This is a genomic window from Pseudomonas nunensis (genome assembly GCF_024296925.1).
GTDB classification, from domain to species: Bacteria; Pseudomonadota; Gammaproteobacteria; order Pseudomonadales; family Pseudomonadaceae; genus Aquipseudomonas; species Aquipseudomonas nunensis.
Window position 1 is genome coordinate 253,663 of sequence record NZ_CP101125.1, and the last position, 18,476, is coordinate 272,138.

At 60.8% G+C, this 18,476-nt stretch carries 13 protein-coding genes; 6 read left to right on the top strand and 7 right to left on the bottom strand.

Annotated elements, in window-relative coordinates; all coding sequences use genetic code 11:
- The first annotated feature begins 118 nt into the window (after nucleotides 1-118).
- The 6 genes from treC (at nucleotide 119) to tadA (ending at nucleotide 8,094) form a co-directional block, all read left to right on the top strand.
- Nucleotides 119-1,768 carry an alpha,alpha-phosphotrehalase gene (gene treC, locus NK667_RS01255; protein WP_054613627.1) on the top strand — a complete coding sequence of 550 codons (1,650 nt, stop codon included), beginning with the start codon at nucleotides 119-121 and terminating at the stop codon, nucleotides 1,766-1,768.
- A gap of 94 nt (nucleotides 1,769-1,862) precedes the next feature.
- Nucleotides 1,863-3,086, top strand: coding sequence for a maltoporin (locus NK667_RS01260; RefSeq protein ID WP_054613628.1), 1,224 nt, complete (start codon nucleotides 1,863-1,865; stop codon nucleotides 3,084-3,086).
- Nucleotides 3,087-3,148: 62 nt separating this feature from the next.
- The gene (ptsP, locus tag NK667_RS01265; RefSeq protein ID WP_054613629.1) at nucleotides 3,149-5,677 is read left to right on the top strand and encodes a phosphoenolpyruvate--protein phosphotransferase; all 2,529 of its coding nucleotides are present in this window, start codon (nucleotides 3,149-3,151) and stop codon (nucleotides 5,675-5,677) included.
- Between the two features lie 2 nt (nucleotides 5,678-5,679).
- Entirely contained in the window at nucleotides 5,680-5,970 is a 291-nt protein-coding gene (locus NK667_RS01270) for a PTS sugar transporter subunit IIB (RefSeq protein ID WP_054613630.1), read from the top strand.
- A 250-nt stretch (nucleotides 5,971-6,220) separates the two neighbouring features.
- Entirely contained in the window at nucleotides 6,221-7,597 is a 1,377-nt protein-coding gene (locus tag NK667_RS01275) for a multicopper oxidase family protein (RefSeq protein ID WP_054613631.1), read from the top strand.
- Complete coding sequence (gene tadA, locus NK667_RS01280; protein WP_054613632.1) at nucleotides 7,597-8,094, top strand: tRNA adenosine(34) deaminase TadA; 498 nt, start codon at nucleotides 7,597-7,599, stop codon at nucleotides 8,092-8,094. The genes NK667_RS01275 and tadA overlap by 1 nt, the downstream gene beginning before the upstream one ends.
- Nucleotides 8,095-8,364: 270 nt before the next feature.
- On the opposite strand, the gene cmoB is transcribed toward tadA, so the two are convergent.
- The 7 genes from cmoB to NK667_RS01315 all read right to left on the bottom strand — a co-directional run bounded on the left by cmoB (nucleotide 8,365) and on the right by NK667_RS01315 (nucleotide 18,263).
- Complete coding sequence (gene cmoB, locus NK667_RS01285; RefSeq protein ID WP_054613633.1) at nucleotides 8,365-9,321, bottom strand: tRNA 5-methoxyuridine(34)/uridine 5-oxyacetic acid(34) synthase CmoB; 957 nt, start codon at nucleotides 9,319-9,321, stop codon at nucleotides 8,365-8,367.
- Nucleotides 9,318-10,097, bottom strand: a complete 780-nt coding sequence (gene cmoA, locus NK667_RS01290) for a carboxy-S-adenosyl-L-methionine synthase CmoA (protein ID WP_177331407.1) — start codon at nucleotides 10,095-10,097, stop codon at nucleotides 9,318-9,320. Before cmoA ends, cmoB begins: the two co-directional genes overlap by 4 nt.
- A gap of 177 nt (nucleotides 10,098-10,274) precedes the next feature.
- Nucleotides 10,275-10,910, bottom strand: coding sequence for a lysoplasmalogenase (locus NK667_RS01295; protein WP_054613635.1), 636 nt, complete (start codon nucleotides 10,908-10,910; stop codon nucleotides 10,275-10,277).
- A gap of 2 nt (nucleotides 10,911-10,912) precedes the next feature.
- A complete protein-coding gene (locus NK667_RS01300; protein ID WP_054613636.1) occupies nucleotides 10,913-11,305 on the bottom strand; it encodes a protease inhibitor I42 family protein in 393 nt (130 codons plus the stop codon).
- 221 nt (nucleotides 11,306-11,526) lie between these two features.
- Nucleotides 11,527-13,944, bottom strand: coding sequence for an endopeptidase La (gene lon, locus NK667_RS01305; protein WP_054045317.1), 2,418 nt, complete (start codon nucleotides 13,942-13,944; stop codon nucleotides 11,527-11,529).
- 292 nt (nucleotides 13,945-14,236) lie between these two features.
- Entirely contained in the window at nucleotides 14,237-16,648 is a 2,412-nt protein-coding gene (locus tag NK667_RS01310; RefSeq protein ID WP_054613637.1) for a glucose/quinate/shikimate family membrane-bound PQQ-dependent dehydrogenase, read from the bottom strand.
- 232 nt (nucleotides 16,649-16,880) lie between these two features.
- Nucleotides 16,881-18,263 (bottom strand): carbohydrate porin, encoded by a 1,383-nt coding sequence (locus NK667_RS01315; RefSeq protein WP_054613638.1) that lies wholly within the window; start codon nucleotides 18,261-18,263, stop codon nucleotides 16,881-16,883.
- Between the last annotated feature and the right edge of the window lie 213 nt (nucleotides 18,264-18,476).

An 18,476-nucleotide genomic window follows, 5' to 3' on the forward strand; every position in this document is an offset into this window, starting at 1 on the left:
TAGATCGCCTTCGCGAGCAGGCTCGCTCCCACATTGGATCGCGTACCCCTGTAGGAGCGAGGCTTGCCCGCGAAGAGGCCCTAAAGGCCAATACAAAATCAATTAAAGGAACCCCGCCATGCAAGACTGGCAACGCTCGGTGATCTACCAGATCTACCCGAAAAGCTTCCACAGCCACGCCGGCAACCCCACGGGTGATTTGCTCGGTGTCGTGGCCAAGCTCGACTACCTGCACTGGCTGGGCGTCGATTGCCTGTGGATCACGCCGTTCCTGCGTTCCCCCCAGCGCGACAACGGGTATGACATCAGCGATTACTACGCCATCGACCCGAGCTACGGGACCATGGCCGACTGCGAATTGCTGATCGCCGAGGCCGGCAAGCGCGGGATCAAGTTGATGCTCGATATCGTGGTCAACCACACCTCCATCGAGCACACCTGGTTTCAGCAGGCCCGCAGCAGTCTCGACAACCCGTACCGCGATTTCTACATCTGGCGCGACCAGCCGAACAACTGGGAATCCAAGTTCGGCGGTTCGGCCTGGGAGTACGAAGCCCAGACCGGCCAATACTTCTTGCACCTGTTCGACCACACCCAGGCCGACCTGAATTGGGACAACCCGCAGGTGCGCGCTGAAGTCTTCAAGATGATGCGCTTCTGGCGCGACAAAGGCGTCGGCGGTTTCCGTCTGGACGTGATCAACCTGATCTCCAAACCGGCGGATTTCCCCGAGGACAACAGTGACGGTCGGCGCTTCTACACCGACGGCCCGAACGTCCACGACTACTTGCAGCAAATGCACCGCGAAGTGTTTGAAGGCCACGACCTGATCAACGTCGGCGAGATGTCTTCCACCAGTCTTGAACATTGCATTCGCTACTCGAGGCCGGAGTCGAAAGAACTGTCGATGACCTTCAACTTTCATCACCTGAAAGTGGATTACCCGAACCTGCAAAAGTGGATTCGCGCCGACTTCGACTTCCTGCAACTCAAGCGCATCCTCTCGGATTGGCAGACCGGAATGCAGGCCGGTGGCGGTTGGAACGCGTTGTTCTGGTGTAACCACGATCAGCCGCGAGTGGTGTCGCGTTTTGGTCACGACGGTGAGCATCGCGTGGTGTCGGCGAAGATGCTCGGCACGGCGCTGCACTTCCTCCAAGGCACGCCGTTTGTGTACCAAGGCGAAGAACTGGGCATGACCAATCCGGGCTTCGATCACATCGACCAATACCGCGATGTCGAGACGCTGAATATCCATCGCCTCAAGCGCGATGCCGGTGTCAGCGACGCCGACAATATGGCAGCGATCATGCAGAAGTCCCGTGACAACGGCCGCACGCCGATGCACTGGAATGCCGAGCCGAACGCCGGTTTCAGCGTGGCCGAACCGTGGATCAGCGTGCCGGCCAACGCCGCGCAGATCAACGTCGCCAACCAGCTCGACGACCCGGATTCGGTGCTGCATCACTATCGCCGGCTGATCGCGTTGCGCCGCGACGAAGCCCTTGTGTCCGACGGCGTGTACCGGCAAATTCTGCCGGAGCATGCGCAAATTTTGGCGTACACGAGGGAAGGTCAGGGTGAACGATTGCTGGTGCTGAACAACTTCTACGGCACAGCCTGCGAAGTTGAATTGCCGGATGACGTGATCAGCGAAGCGATGTCGCAACGCTTGGTGATCAGCAACTACCCGGACTGTCCGCCGCGCACTCGGCATGTGTTTCTACGACCCTTTGAGTCGTTCGCACTGCACCTGACTAACTACTAAAAAACAACGTTTTCAAAAACACGCAGAACGCTGCGCGGGGGAGTTTTGCGCGCCGTTTTTGCTGCAACACACAATAAAAATAATGGGGTAGCTCTTGAAAACAACAATAAATCGCAGCCTTGTAGCAGCGGGCGTGTGCCTGGCGTTGCCGCTTTCGGCCCAGGCGCTGGAGTTCGGTGGTTACTTGCGCAGCGGCGTCGGGACTTCGGTCAACAGTGGCAAACAACAGTGTTTTCAATTACCGGGGGCGCAGACCAAATACCGTTTGGGCAACGAATGCGAACAGTACGCCGAACTGGAATTGCGCCAAGATTTGTACACCCTGGACGATGGGTCGGTATTGAGCGTCGACGGCATGGCTTCGTTGTACAACCAGTACGACAAGGACCTGACCTTCAACGGTGACAACGGCTCGGTTCGGATGCCGCAGATGTATGCGCAGTGGTCGAATATGCCGAGCCTGAATGGCGGTTCGTTGTGGGCCGGTCGGCGTTACTACAAGCGCAACGACATCCACATTTCCGACTTCTACTATTGGAACCAGAGCGCCACCGGTGGCGGGATCGAAGACGTGTTGATCGGTGATCTGAAATACAGCTACGCCTACTCGCGCAAGGACAACCTGTACCAGAAGGACTACATCAACCGGCATGACTTCAACGTCGCCGGGTTCGACACCAACCCCGGCGGTGAGCTGGAACTGGGCCTGAGCTACATCGACAAGCCCGACAGCCGCGATGCGCACCGTGGCTGGGCCGTTACTGCCCAGCATGTGCAGAAGGGTTTTCTCGGCGGCAAGAACAAACTGGCCTTCCAGTACGGCGAAGGCCCCGGCACCGGGTTGGGGTATACCGGAAACGTGAAGCTCGACGACAGCAACAAAAGCTATCGCGTGGTGGAGTTCTTCGACTGGCAGGTGACGCCGCGTTTTGGTGGGCAGATCGAGGCGGTCTATCAGAAAGATATTCGCCCGGACGGTGCCGACCAGAACTGGATGTCCATCGGCGTGCGTCCGGCTTATGCGATCACCGAGCAGTTCAAACTGGTGACCGAACTGGGTCACGATCAAGTGGATGCGCCGGGCGGGACGCGCAAGTTGAGCAAATTCACCTTCGCCCCAACCTGGTCGCCCAAGGGCCCGGAATTCTGGGCGCGCCCCGAGGTGCGCCTGTATTACACCTATGCGAGCTGGAACGAGGCAGCCAAACGGGCGGCCAATGAACTGGCGGCGGGCTCGGCGTTGTCCGACACAGGCGCTTTCGGCACGGCGCGCCACGGTGCGAATGTCGGATTGCAGGTCGAGTACTGGTGGAAATAAGCGATGCTGTCGGGGCCTCGCGCTCCATCGGCACTTCAAAGAACAAAACAGCAGGTGACGTCATGGCCACATCCCAACAATTGCAGCTGCATGCGCCACTGTCCGGCGTATTGATGCCTTTGGACCTTGTCCCCGACCCGGTGTTTTCCACTCGGGTGATCGGTGATGGCCTGTGCATCGATCCGACTTCGAGTACCTTGTGCGCGCCGCTGGCCGGGGTGGTCAGCAATGTGCAGGCCAGTGGGCATGCGATCAGCATCATCGGGGAAAATGGCGTGCAGGTGTTGATGCACATCGGTCTCGACACGGTGAACCTGGCGGGCAAGGGTTTCACCCGGTTGGTGGAGGAGGGCGAGCAGGTTGACGTCGGGCAGTCGCTGATCGAGTTCGATGCCGATTTTGTCGCGCTGAATGCCCGCAGCCTGCTGACGTTGATGCTGGTGGTCAGCGGTGAGCGGTTTACGTGGCTGGTGCCCGAATCTGGCCTGGTGGACTGCGGCCAGCCGTTGCTGGGTTTGGACACCGCCGGGCAAGCATTGGATGAAGTGAACGCGGAGGAAGGCGAGGCACTGTTCTCCAAACCGGTGACCCTGGCCAACCCGAACGGCTTGCATGCGCGTCCGGCGGCGGTGTTTGCCCAGGCCGCCAAAATATTTTCAGCGAGTATTTTCCTGCATAAAAAGCAGGACAGCGTGAACGCGAAATCCCTGGTGGCGATCATGACGTTGCAGACCGCTCACGGTGACGTGGTGCAAGTCAGCGCGGCGGGGCCCGATGCTGAAGAAGCGATCAAGACCCTGGCCGAGCTGTTGGCGTCGGGCTGCGGTGAAGCGGTGACGCCGCCGGTTGAGGTGAACGAGGTCGAGGCTTCATCGCTGAAGGTTCTGCGTGGTGTTTGCGCATCGGCTGGGTCGGCGTTTGGCCAAGTGGTGCAGATCACCGAACAGAAACTGGACGTCGTTGAACTCGGCACCACACCGCACGCTGAGCGCGATCATCTGGCTCGGGGCTTGGCCGAGGCAATCGCCGCCCTGCAGCAGTTGAGGGACAACGCGACTGGCGACGCGCAGGCGGACATCTTCAAGGCGCATCAGGAACTGCTCGAAGATCCGAGTCTGCTGGAAGTCGCTCAGGTGCTGATCAACGAGGGCAAAAGCGCGGCGTTCGCCTGGCGCGCGGCCACCGAGTCGACGGCCACCCTGTTCAAAAGCATGGGCAATGCCTTGCTGGCCGAGCGTGCGGCAGACTTGACGGATGTCGGTCAGCGGGTGCTTAAGCAGATTCTGGGTGTGCCGGATCATGCAATCGATCTGCCGGAAGGTGCGATCCTGATCGCCGAACAACTGACACCGTCACAGACCGCCGGACTCGATACCCGCAAGGTGCTGGGGTTTGCCACGGTCGGCGGTGGCGCCACCAGCCATGTCGCGATCCTGGCCCGGGCCGCTGGCCTGCCGGCGATCTGCGGTTTGCCGATCCAAGTGTTGGCGCTGGCCGACGGCACGCAAGTGTTGCTCGATGCCGACAAGGGCGAATTGCAGCTTGATCCGGATCTGGCCGCCATCGAACAACTGCAAGCCAATCGTCAGCAACAACAGAAACGCCATCAACATGAACTGGCCCACGCCACACTCGCCGCGTGCACCCGCGACGGTCATCACATCGAAGTGACGGCCAACGTTGCCTCGCTGAGCGAAACCGAACAGGCGATGAGTCTGGGCGGCGAGGGCGTCGGACTGTTGCGTTCGGAGTTTCTGTATCTGGATCGCAACCACGCGCCGAGCCACGACGAGCAGGCTTCCACCTACAGCGCCATCGCCCGCGCCCTGGGACCGACGCGCAATCTGGTGGTGCGAACCCTGGATGTTGGCGGCGACAAACCGCTGGCCTACGTGCCGATGGACAGCGAAACCAACCCGTTCCTCGGCATGCGCGGGATCCGCCTGTGCCTGGAGCGCCCGCAACTGTTGCGCGATCAGTTCAAGGCGATCCTCAGCAGCGCCGGTCTCGCTCGTTTGCACATCATGTTGCCGATGGTCGCGCAGCTCTCGGAATTGCGTCTGGCGCGGCAACTGCTGGAAGAAGAGGCGCTGGCGCTGGGCCTAACGGAACTGCCGAAACTGGGGATCATGATCGAAGTGCCGGCTGCCGCGTTGATGGCGGACCTGTTTGCGCCCGAGGTGGATTTCTTCTCAATCGGCACCAACGATTTGACCCAATACACCCTGGCCATGGACCGCGATCATCCGCGCTTGGCCAGTCAGGCCGACAGCTTTCACCCGTCGGTGTTGCGCTTGATCGCCAGCACCGTCAAAGCGGCGCATGCCCACGGCAAGTGGGTCGGGGTGTGCGGCGCGTTGGCCTCGGAAACCCTGGCGACGCCGTTGTTACTGGGGTTGGGGGTGGATGAGTTGTCGGTGAGTGTGCCGTTGATTCCGGCGGTTAAAGCGGCGGTTCGGGAGGTGGATCTGGCCGACTGCCAGGCCATTGCCCTGCAAGTGCTGGGGCTGGAAAGCGCCGAGCAGGTGCGCGAGGCGCTGCGGCTGTACCACGAGGCGACGGTCGATACTTCACTGGTTCTGGAGAACTGAGCATGTTCGAGAAAATGCAGCGGGCGTTCTGGAAAGCGTTGACGCCGGATCTGGTGGTGGATGAGCCCAAGCAGGCTGTTCAACCGGTTGTCGGTTTGGCCGGGGATATCGTGGAGGCGTTGGGCGGGGTGGATAACCTCAAGTCGCAGAAGCCTGTGGCATTGACGCGGGTGCGGGTGGAGTTGCGCGATGTCGGGCAGATGGATCGGCAGGCATTGAATCGGGCGGGTGTGCCGGGGGTCATGCTGCTGGATGACGGGGTGGTGCATTTGATCACTGGCCTCCCGCATTGATCGTTCCCCTGTGGCGAGGGGGCTTGCCCCCGTTGGGTCGCGAAGCGGCCCCAAATCCTGCAATCGCGTTGTATCAGGCACACCGCGTTGAATAGATTTACGACTGCTTCGCAGCCGAACGGGGGCAAGCCCCCTCGCCACAGGATATGTGCGGCTCTCGGTCGCCCTTACTGTTTCTCAACCGCAGGTGTATCGTATTCGCCTTTTGCGGGCCTCAGGCCTGTCGCTGATACGTGAGGTAGTTGAGTTCATGTCCTTTACCCGTCGACAAATACTCGGTGGTCTGGCCGGTCTTGTGGTGGTTGGCGTGGGGGCCGGTGGCGCGTCGCGTTACTGGCTGGGCAAGATGGCCGACGCGGATGCGGGCCACGACTACGAACTGATCGCCGCGCCGCTGGACGTTGAACTGGTCGCCGGGCACAAGACCGAAGCCTGGGCGTTCGGCCCATCGGCGCCGGGCACCGAGTTGCGCGTGCGGCAGGGTGAATGGCTGCGGGTGCGCTTCATCAACCACCTGCCGGTCGCGACCACCATCCACTGGCACGGCATCCGCCTGCCGCTGGAAATGGACGGCGTACCCTACGTCTCGCAGCTTCCAGTGCTGCCAGGAGAATACTTCGACTACAAATTCCGCGTGCCGGACGCCGGCAGCTACTGGTATCACCCGCACGTGAACAGCAGCGAAGAACTCGGCCGAGGCCTGGTCGGCCCGCTGATCATCGAAGAACGCGAGCCCACCGGTTTCAAGTACGAAAAAACCCTCAGTCTGAAGAGCTGGCACGTCGATGAAGAAGGCGCGTTCGTCGCCTTCAGCATTCCGCGTGAAGCGGCGCGCGGTGGTACGGCGGGGCGCCTGTCGACCATCAACGGCGTGCCGCAAGCGGTGATCGAATTACCTGCCGGGCAGATCACCCGTGTGCGTTTGCTCAACCTCGACAACACCCTGACCTATCGTCTCAACATCCCTGGCGTCGAAGCGCAAATTTACGCGCTGGATGGCAATCCCATCGAACCGCGCCCGCTGGGCAAGGAATACTGGCTCGGCCCAGGCATGCGCATCTGCCTGGCGATCAAGGCACCACCGGCCGGTGAAGAGCTATCCTTGCGCAACGGCCCGGTGCGCGTCGGCACGTTGCGCTCGGTGGCCAACAGCGACGCGCCGACCGAGTGGCCACCCGCGCTACCCGCCAACCCGGTGGCGGAGCCGGACCTGGCCAATGCCGAGAAACTCAACTTCAATTTCGAATGGGTGGGTTCAGTGTCGGTCAACGTCGACAACGGCAAGCCGCCGAGCCTGTGGCAGATCAACGGCAAGGCCTGGGACATCACCGACAAGACCTGCGCCGACCGCCCGATTGCCAAGCTTGAGAAGGGCAAGAGCTACATTTTCGAATTGAAGAACATGACTCAGTACCAGCACCCGATTCACCTGCACGGCATGAGCTTCAAGGTGATTGCCTCGAATCGGCACAAGGTCATCCCGTACTTCACCGACACCTACCTGTTGGGCAAAAACGAGCGCGCGCAAGTGGCGCTGGTGGCGGATAACCCGGGAATCTGGATGTTCCACTGCCATGTGATCGACCACATGGAAACCGGCCTGATGGCCGCCATCGAGGTGGCGTGATGCGCCAGATTCGTCCCGCCGCGATCATCGACCGCAGCCGCGACCGCGACTTCATGCGCGAAGCGCTGGCCCTTGCCGCCCAAGGCGCGGCCCTCGGCGAAGTGCCGGTAGGCGCGGTGCTGGTGCAGGACGGGGAAATCATCGGTCGCGGCTTCAACTGCCCGATCAGTGGCAACGACCCCAGCGCCCACGCCGAAATGGTCGCAATCCGCGCCGCCGCCCTGGCCGCCAGCAACTATCGCCTGCCCGGCAGCACCCTCTACGTGACCCTGGAGCCGTGCAGCATGTGCGCCGGCCTGATCGTGCATTCGCGCATCGCACGGGTGGTGTACGGCGCGCTGGAGCCCAAGGCCGGGATTGTGCAGAGTCAGGGAGAGTTTTTTACCCAGGGCTTCTTGAATCACCGGGTGTTATTTGAAGGCGGGGTGTTGGCCGAAGAGTGTGGCGCGGTGCTGAGCGAATTCTTCAAGGCCCGAAGAGCCAAACCCGCCGAGTAGACATCGATCAAAAATGTGGGAGCGGGCTTGCTCGCGAAGGCGGATTAACATTCAACAGAGATGTTGACTGATCCACCGCTTTCGCGAGCAAGCCCGCTCCCACAGGGGATTGGCGTCGAGCACAAAATCGGCAGCCACTCTAATCAAATGTGGAAGCGGGCTTGCTCGCGAAAGCGGTATGTCAGTCACATCAATGCTGGATGTACCGGCGTCTTCGCGAGCAGGCTCGCTCCCACATTTGGATCTCCATCAGGTAGAGAGATCGTGTATTTATTTGCGAGCGACGATCACCGCCCGCATCGGCGCAGGCAGCCCTTCAATTGTCTTGCTGTGATCCTCTGGATCGAGGAAGTCGCTCAACGACTGATACTTCATCCACTCCGTCCCGCGCTGTTCTTCGACGGTGGTCACGCTGACATCCACACAGCGAACATCGGTGAAACCGGCGCGCCGCAGCCACAATTCCAGCGCCGGCACCGACGGCAGGAACCACACGTTGCGCATCTGCGCATAACGGTCTTCCGGCACCAATACCTGTTGCTGATCACCTTCGATCACCAGCGTCTCCAGCACCAGTTCGCCGCCCTTGACCAGGCAATCCTTCAGCGCCAGCAAATGCTCGATCGGCGAGCGGCGGTGATAAAACACGCCCATGGAAAACACGGTGTCGAAGCCTTCCATGTTCGGCGGCAGGTCTTCAAACGGGAACGGCAGGTGCCAGGCATTCGGTTCGGACAGGTAACGCTGCACCGCCTGGAACTGGCAAAAGAACAGCCAGTTCGGATCGACGCCAATCACGCTGTCGGCCCCGGCGCCGAGCATGCGCCACATGTAGTAGCCATTGCCGCAGCCGACATCGAGGATGCGTTTACCCTTCAAGTCCAGATGTGGCGCCACCCGCGACCATTTCCAGTCCGAGCGCCATTCGGTGTCGACGTGCACGCCGAACAAATCGAACGGCCCTTTGCGCCACGGCGACAGGCCCATCAGCGCGGTACGCATCTGCGCGCGGGTTGCATCGTCGCAATCGTTGTCCAGCGTCAGGCCATTGAGCAAATCCACTTCACTCGGCTGGATCTTCGGCAAGGCGTCCAGCGCGCTTTGCCAGCGCTCCAGGTCCCCGTGACCCTTTTCCATTTTCTTGTCGAGTTGCGCTTGCAGGGTGTTGGCCCATTCGGCCAGTGGAGTGCCAGCCAGACGGCGGGCGAGGGGGGACAGATCAATCATGGCAAGGCAATCAACGAGGCAAAGTTAAGACACTGGAACCACGGCACGACTTTCGAGAACCCGGCGGCCAACAGGCGTTCGCGGTGTTCTTCGAGGCTGTCGGGCTTCATGACATTTTCGATGGCGCTGCGCTTCTGGGCGATTTCCAATTCGCTGTAGCCGTTGGCGCGTTTGAACGCGACGTGCAGGTCGGTGAGCAACGCGTGTTCTTCCAGATCGTTGAAGCGCAGCTTCTCAGACAGGATCAACGCACCGCCCGGTAACAACGATTGGCGAATGCGCGAGAGCAATGCGGTGCGCTGCTCCGGAGCGATGAATTGCAGGGTGAAGTTAAGCGCCACCACCGAGGCAGGCTGGAAGTCGAGGGCGAGGATGTCGCCTTCGATCACTTCAACCGGCAGCAATTCCTGGAACATCGAGTCCTGACCGTTGAGGTATTCGCGGCAGCGCTCGACCATCGCCGCCGAGTTATCCACAGCAATAACGCGGCAACCGTCGGTGCGCACATGACGACGCAGGGCCTGGGTCACGGCGCCGAGGGACGAGCCGAGGTCGTAGAGCACGCTGTTGGGCTGGGCGAATTGCGCAGCGAGCACACCGAGGTTTTCGACGATGGTCGGATAACCCGGCACCGAGCGCTTGATCATGTCCGGGAACACCCGCACCACATCCTCGTTAAAGGCGAAGTCAGGCACCTGGGCCAAAGGCTGGGCGAAAAGGCGATCGGGTTCTTTGCTCACGGCGGTTCCAGCGACATAGGTGGAAAAGGCCGGCATTTTAGCCAAATTGACGGGGGGATGCGCGGGTTGTCTGATAAACCGCCAGCATCGCCCTCGTTACTGCGCCGAAGTGCTGTTGTGGCGAGGGAGCTTGCTCCCGCTGGGTTGCGCAGCAGCCCTCAATCTGGCGAGCGCTGCGCACTCGAGCGGGAGCAAGCTCCCTCGCCACAGGGTTCAGCGCGGTTCAGGGCCGAACGCCGACGCCGTAATCCCCCATTGCCCCACCCAGTAACTCAGGATGATCACATAAGGCGCGGCCTCGAACGGCATCACAAACCGACTGATCCCGATCACGCTATCGGAAAATACAAACGCCACCGCACCCGCCGCCGCCAGCAACGCCGAGCGCTGGGGCACATCGCTGCCGAGCCTGGCCAATGCGCGCCAGAGCATCGCGCTGATCGCCACGCCGTACACAATCACCGGCGCCAGCAACGGCCCGAGTCCATGGGAAATCAAAATCCCCAACAGCACCGCACCAACCCCGAGTGCCAAGACCAACGGCAACAACGCCAAGCGCCGGCAATCGCTCAAGTACGCTTTCAGATACGCCAGATGCGCGACCAAAAACGCCCCCAGCCCAAACACAAACAAATCCCCCGGCCATGCCAGGAGAACGTCGCCGACCAAGGAGAAAATCAGACCAAGGCTGATCCAGCGCCGATATTCGGTGGGCGGCGCGTCGTGCAACCAGCCGAGCAGGGCCAATACGGGCAGCGGTTTGACCAACAGGCAGAGCAGCGCAGCGTGAACGCTTAGCCCGTAAAGAAAGGTCACCGCGCCCATCAGCGCCAGGATCAGCCAGCCCACGATCAGTTAACCGAGATTGCGCAATCGAAGGTTTTCACCGCCGGGACTTCCGGCGCCCACGGTTGCGAGTAGGTCAGGCGCAAACGGCCAGTACCGGTAGCAAACGACTGGAAACGCCAGGTCGAAATCCCGGCGCTGCCCACCAGCCCGGCATCTTCCGGGTTGCTGTAGACCTCCGGGCTGAGCGCGCGCAACACACCACCGGCGGAATCCTGGATCGCCCAGCGATAACCCGTGGTCGGGTTGCTCGGCAGGATCAGGATCAGGTTTTGCCCGTTGTTCAGCCTGGCCGGGCATTCGCTTTGTTTTTCCACGGTCACGTTCTGTTTCGTCTGTGTGGCGCAGGCGGCCAGCAGGGAGAGGGCGAGGGGGACTAACAGGCGGGTAGGGGACATAAGGTCAGTGGCTCCGGCATTCACGACGAACGGCGAGCATAACTGAAGATGAGACAAAGTGTGACAGCACTGGGAATTGGCGTGGTCAGTGCTGACGCCTTCGCGGGCAAGCCTCGCTCCTACAGGGGGTTGTGTGTCGGTCGCGAAAAATATGAACGACACACAACTCTGTAGGAGCGAGGCTTGCCCGCGAAGGCGATAGTCCAGGCACTACATGACTATCAGAACAAGATCTTCGCCACATCCGCAAAACGCTTGGCGAAGTGCACGGTAATCCCTTCTTTCAGGTAATCCGGCAATTCCTCAAAGCTGCCGCGATTCGGTTCCGGCAGGATCAATTCAAAGATCTTCTGCCGCCGCGCCGCGATCACTTTCTCGCGCACCCCGCCAATCGGCAGGACATGCCCGGTCAGCGTCAGTTCGCCGGTCATGGCGATGCCTTTTTTCGGCGCCTGGTTGCGGGCCAGGGACAGCAGGGCGCTGGCCATGGTTACACCGGCGCTCGGGCCGTCTTTCGGGGTCGCGCCTTCCGGCACGTGGAGGTGGACGAAGGCTTCGTCGAAGAACTTCGGATCACCGCCAAACGACTTCAGGTTGGAGCTGACGTAGCTGTAGGCGATTTCCGCCGACTCTTTCATCACGTCGCCCAATTGCCCGGTGAGTTTGAAACCTCGGTTGAGCGTGTGAATCCGCGTCGCTTCGATCGGCAGCGTCGCGCCGCCCATGCTGGTCCATGCCAACCCGGTGATCACGCCGGTGCCGGACAACACTTGCTCGTTGCGGAACACTGGATGTCCGAGTGAGGCTTCGAGGTCTTTCGGGCCGATCTTGATCACCGCTTTCGGCTCGTCGATCAGCTTGACCACAGCTTTGCGCACCAGTTTGCCCAGTTCTTTTTCCAAGTGGCGCACCCCGGCTTCACGGGCATATCCGTCGATCAATGCTTTCAACGCGCTGTCGCTGATGCTCAGGCTGCCTTTGGACACGCCGGCCTTTTCCAGTTGTTTCGGCCACAGGTGACGCTTGGCGATGGCGATTTTTTCTTCGGTGATGTAACCCGACAGGCGAATCACTTCCATCCGGTCGAGCAACGGGCCGGGGATCGAGTCCAGGGTGTTGGCGGTGCAGACGAACAGCACTTTCGACAGGTCCAGACGCAGGTCCAGATAGTGGTCGAGGAATTCGACGTTCTGTTCCGGATCGAGGGTTTCCAGCAGCGCCGAGGCCGGGTCGCCCTGATAGCTCTGGCCCATCTTGTCGATCTCGTCGAGCATGATCACCGGGTTCATCACTTCGACGTCTTTCAACGCCTGGACGAGTTTGCCCGGTTGCGCGCCGATGTACGTGCGGCGATGGCCCTTGATCTCGGCCTCGTCGCGCATGCCACCGAGGCTGAAGCGATAGAACGGTCGACCCAAGGATTCGGCTATGGATTTGCCGACACTGGTCTTGCCCACGCCCGGCGGGCCGACCAACAGCACGATGGAGCCGCTGATCTCGCCTTTATAGGCACCGACCGCGAGGAATTCGAGGATGCGGTCCTTGATGTCATCGAGGCCGGCGTGGTGTTTGTCCAGCACCTTGCGTGCGTGCTTGAGGTCGAGTTTGTCCTCGCCATACACGCCCCACGGCACCGAAGTCGCCCAGTCGAGGTAGTTGCGGGTGACCGCGTACTCCGGCGAACCGGTCTCGAGGATCGACAGCTTGTTCATTTCCTCTTCGACGCGTTTCTGCGCCTGGGGCGGCAACACTTTGCCTTCCAGGCGTTGCTCGAACTGCTCGATGTCGGCGCTGCGATCATCCTTGGTCAGCCCCAGTTCCTGCTGGATGACCTTGAGCTGTTCCTTGAGGAAGAACTCGCGCTGATGCTCGCCGATCTTGCGGTTCACTTCGGCGGAGATTTCTTTTTGCAGGCGCGCAACTTCGACTTCCTTGCGCAGCATCGGCAGGACTTTTTCCATGCGCTTGAGCATCGGCACACAGTCGAGCACTTCTTGCAACTCGCCACCGGTGGCGGACGTCAGGGCGGCGGCGAAGTCGGTCAGCGGCGATGGATCGTTGGGGCTGAAGCGGTTGAGGTAATTCTTCAGCTCTTCGCTGTACAGCGGGTTGAGCGGCAGCAGTTCCTTGATCGCGTTGATCAACGCCATGCCGTAGGCCTTGACCTCATCGGTCGGCTCGGTGGGCTGGTGCGGGTACTCGACTTCCACCAGGTATGGCGGGCGATGGTGCTTGAGCCAGGTTTTGATTCGTACTCGGGTCAGGCCTTGGGCGACGAACTGCAATTTGCCGTTTTCACGACTGGCGTGGTGCACCTTGACCAGCGTGCCGTACTCCGGCAATGCGCCCGTATCGAAATGACGCGGATCTTCCTGGGGCGTGTCCATGTAGAACAGGGCCAAGGAGTGATGATCGGATTTGCTTACCAGGTCCAGTGTTTCCGCCCACGGTTCTTCATTGACGATCACCGGCAGCACTTGGGCCGGGAAGAACGGGCGATTGTGGATCGGGATGATGTAAACCTTGTCCGGCAGGTTCTGGCCAGGCAGGGCGAGGCCTTTGCCGGTGGAATGGTGTTCGATGTGGTCTGTTTCGGCGTAATCGCTCGGGTCTTCAGGAAATTCTTGCTGGTCGCTCATGGGGCACCTGCGCAATGGGGTATGGGTCTTAGATGGGGCAGGTGGGGGGTGGTTTCAATGGGCAGCGATATTTCAGGGTGTGTGTTCAGGGTTTTGACAGGTGATTGGCGCAATGAACACTGATTAACCACTGTGGGAGCGGGCTTGCTCGCGAAAGCGGTGTGTCATTCAGCAATGATGTTGACTGATACACCGCCTTCGCGAGCAAGCCCGCTCCCACATGGGTTCCGAACAGCCACAAAAAAGGCGACCCCCTCACAGGAGTCGCCTTTCGTTTAACCGCCGCTAAAACTTACTCGGACAGTTTGTACGCCATCACATAGTCACCTTGCTTGGTGCCCAGCGAACCGTGGCCGCCGGCAACGACGAGCACGTATTGCTTGCCGTCCTTGCCGGTGTAGGTCATCGGCGTGGTTTGGGCGCCTGCTGGCAGGCGGCCTTCCCACAGTTGCTTACCGTTTTTCACGTCATAGGCACGCAGGTACTGGTCGAGGGTGCCGCTCAGGAAGGCAACGCCACCAGCCGTGGTGAACGTGCCGCCCAGGCTAGGTACGCCCATGCTCAGCGGGATTGGAACCGGCGAGCTGTCGCGCACGGTGCCGTTTTTGTGTTTCCAGATGACTTTGCTGGTGGTCAGGTCGACCGCAGTCACGTAACCCCAGGCCGGTGCCTGGCACGGCAGGCCCATTGGCGACAGCAGCGGTTCCAGGACCACGCCGTATGGCGCGCCTTTGTTCGGCTGCACGCCTTCGGTTTCGCTTTTACGCGGGCCTTGGGCAGCGATTTCGGCGGCCGGGATCAGTTTCGATTTGAACGCCATGTAGTCAGGGTTCATGAAAGCGATCTGGCGCACCGGGTCAACCGAGATACCGCCCCAGTCGAACACACCGAAGTTGCCTGGATAAACGATCGAACCTTGCAACGATGGCGGGGTGAACGGGCCTTCGTAGCGCATGGATTTGAAGTCGATCCGGCAGATCAGTTGGTCGAACGGGGTGACGCCCCACATGTCGCGTTCTTTCAACGGCGGCGGCATGAGGTTGAGGTCGGATTTCGGTTGGGTTGGCGACGTGTGATCACCGGCGACAGCACCTTGCGGGACTGGCACTTCGTTGATCGGCACAATCGCTTTGCCGGTGCTGCGATCCAGTACGTAGATGCTGCCTTGCTTGGTGGACGCGAGGACCGCCGGCTTAACACCGTCAGCAGTTTTCAGGTCCATCAGGGTTGGCTGGCCGCCGACGTCCATGTCCCACAGGTCATGGTGAGTGAACTGGAAGTGCCACTTCACATGCCCGGTGTTGATGTCCAGGGCGGTCAGGCCGGCTGCATGCAGTTCCGACTCAGGGGTACGCGCGCCACCGAACTGGTCCGGGGTCTGGTTGCCCATCGGCAGGTAGAGCATGCCGAGTTTTTCGTCGACCGCGAACATGGACCACATGTTCGGCGAGTTGCGGGTGTAGGTCTTGCCTTCAGCAATCGGCGTGGTGTCGTCCGGGTTGCCGCTGTCCCAGTTCCACACCAGTTTGCCGGTGTGCACGTCGAACGCGCGGATAACGCCGCTTGGTTCGTCGGTGGAAACGTTGTCGGTCACGTGGCCGCCAATCACCACCAGGTCTTTAGTGACCGCTGGAGGTGAGGTGGAGTAGTAACCGCCGGCCGCGAAGCCGCCGATGTTGGCGCTGAGGTCGATCTGGCCTTTGTTGCCGAAGTCTTCGCACATCTTGCCGGTGTCGGCGTTCAGGGCGATCAGACGGGTGTCCGCGGTCGGCAGGAAGATCCGGCGCGGGCAGGCATTGCTGGCGGCAGCCGGGCTGGCGCTGCCGGTCGGGCTCTGCTCGGAGGCATACACGGCGTCATCGTGATACGACACGCCACGGCAGGTCATGTGCGCCCAACCCTTGAAGTTCGCCGCGTTTTGCGTGGAGAGCTTCGGATCGAAACGCCAGATTTCCTTGCCGGTGTCCGGGTCCAGCGCGATCACTTGGCTGTGCGGCGTGCACACGTAGAGCATGCCGTTGACTTTCAGCGGAGTGTTTTCGGCAGTGGTTTCGCCCGGATCGTTAGGGCCAGGAATGTCACCAGTGCGGAAAGTCCAGGCTGGAACCAGCTTGTGCGCGTTTTCCGGGGTGATCTGCGCCAGTGGCGAGTAACGATCACCGTGGGCGCTGCGGCCGTAGGAATTCCAGTCACCGTCCGGCATGGCCGGGGCAGTGTTGGTCATGCCCGGCACGCTGTCGCGGTCCAGTTGACCTTTGGTTTCACCCGGGCTGGTGAACTGGCTGGCCAGTGCAGCGGCGCCAGCGAGTACAACCGCGACGCTCAGTGCGCCAGTGCCCATCGGTGCAGGACCGGTGCGCAACAGCGGACGGCGGAACCACGGCAGCAACATGACGATGCCCAGCGCAAACAGCATCGCCAGACGCGGCACCAGTTGCCACCAGTCGAGGCCGACTTCCCACAGCGCCCAAACGGTACTGGCGAACAGCACCAGTGCGTACAGGCCCAGTGCGGCGCGGCGAGCGGCAATCAGCAGCACGCCGGTCAGCGCCAGGCCGATACCGGCCAGCAGGTAATACAGCGAGCCGCCGAGCATGCTCAGCTTGATACCGCCGGCCAGCATGGCCAGGCCCATTAGCAGAAGCAGGATACCGAGCAGGCTCGGTAGCAGACGGCTTCGACTCAAAGCACCATCAGTGCTCATAGTGTGGTTCTCCGTGACGTTTTAAGTAGTCCCGCGCAAGTTCACTGTAGATGACGATCTGGCGTGGGCATGGTTCAGTTATAAAAGTGAAACTTGGTAGCGCTGGTTCAATTGATGCATTCCCTTGTGGGAGCGAGCTTGCTCGCGAAAGCGGTGAGTCAGTCAACGATGATGTTGAAGCTGATGGCCTCTTCGCGAGCAAGCCCGCTCCCACAAGGGGTTGTGGTGTTGGTTAGAAGGACGAGGTGATCTTGATCCCGCCGATCAGTGCGTCATCGACCTTGTCCACGCCACCGGGGTGGCGGATGTATTGCAGGTTCGGGCGCACGGTCAGCCAATTGGTCACGTGCACGCCGTAATAGAGCTCTGCGCTGTATTCGGTGTCTTGCGGCGGCAGGAACGACGGGTCGTCGTAGTCGTAGATCGCGCGGGCCTGATTGGTCGCCTCGGCGTTCTTGCGATAGGCCGGGTTGACGTGGACACGGGCGAGGGCAAAACCAATGTCGTCCTTGGCGCGGGCATCGAACAGACCTTTGTAGACGACGCCCGCCTGGACGTAGTTGTCGATGGCGTTGGTCTTCTTGTCGTGCATCGTGCCGTTGGCGAACACGCTCAAGCCACGCGAGTTATCGCTGGCGCGGCTGGTGATCTGCTGCTGCACGCCCAGCCACACGCCGTGCTTGCTCGACGCGCTGCGATAGGCCTCGCCACTCAGGGCGGCGGGCTGGCCATTGCTGTCCTTGTAGGCGTCAGTGGCCTTGGCGTTGCTGTAGTAATAACCGGCGCGGTATTCGCCCGGCAGGCCATTCAGTTTCGGCGTCCACACCAGCTCGATCGGCAAAATCGCGCCCTGAGTGCCGCTGCCGCTGAGCTTGAAGCCATTGCCGCGATCGAGGTTCGACGGGTTCTGCTCATAAGCGCCAACCTGCGCGTACAACTCCGGCGTCAGGTGATATTTGACCCGCATCGCCCACTGGCTGACCGGCCAGTTGTACCAGATGCCACCGACCCAGTTGCCGACTTGCGAGCCGCAAAACGCCAGGTTCTGGAAGTCGCAGGGGAAGCTGTTGAAGTCTTCACCTTCGCCAAAGCGGCCGACCTTGACATCGAGCTTCTGGTCGAAGAATTTCTGCTGATACCACATCTGCGTCAGGCGCCAAGTCTGGCCACGGCCCCAGACTTCCTGGGCCGACGTGAAGCCGCCAACCCGTGGATCATTGATCCGGTCGTTGCTGATGTTGTTGCCGTTGCGTTCGGTAATAGTCAGCTGAAACTCGGCATCGTCCCAGCCAAGGATCTTCTGCAAATCCAGATGCGTGCCGAGGGCGAACTGATCGCTGTAGCGCGCAGTGCGGTCGTGGTCATAGCCGCCGTGCAGGTTGCTGCCCATTTCGCCGGTGTAATCGACTTTGAAATCGTAGCCCTTTTCCGAAAGTTCAGTGCGCGTGCCGTTCCAGTCGCCGAGCATCCACTTCGAATCGCTATCGAAAGCCGGGGCCGCGTGAACGCAGGTGGCGAGGCCGAAGGCGCTCAGGCCGCCGATCAGGTTCAAGGCTTTTCGGTGGGACACGGGGGTGGAGACAGCGCTGTCTCGCGGAGTAGGAAAGTCAGGCATAAAGTAGAAATTCTTGATCTTTTTCCGGGGGTGAACTGAACGCAACGAGGTGGAACGGGCAGTGAAGCGTTTCAGCTGAAGGGCGGCAGGATAATGATCTGTTACAAAGAGAGAAAGCGCTTTTACTGACATGCAGCTTTTCGGATTTGGTAACAGTCGTCTGCGACAGGGCGCCGCAGGCAGAAAATACCCCTTGTAGGAGCGAAGCTTGCT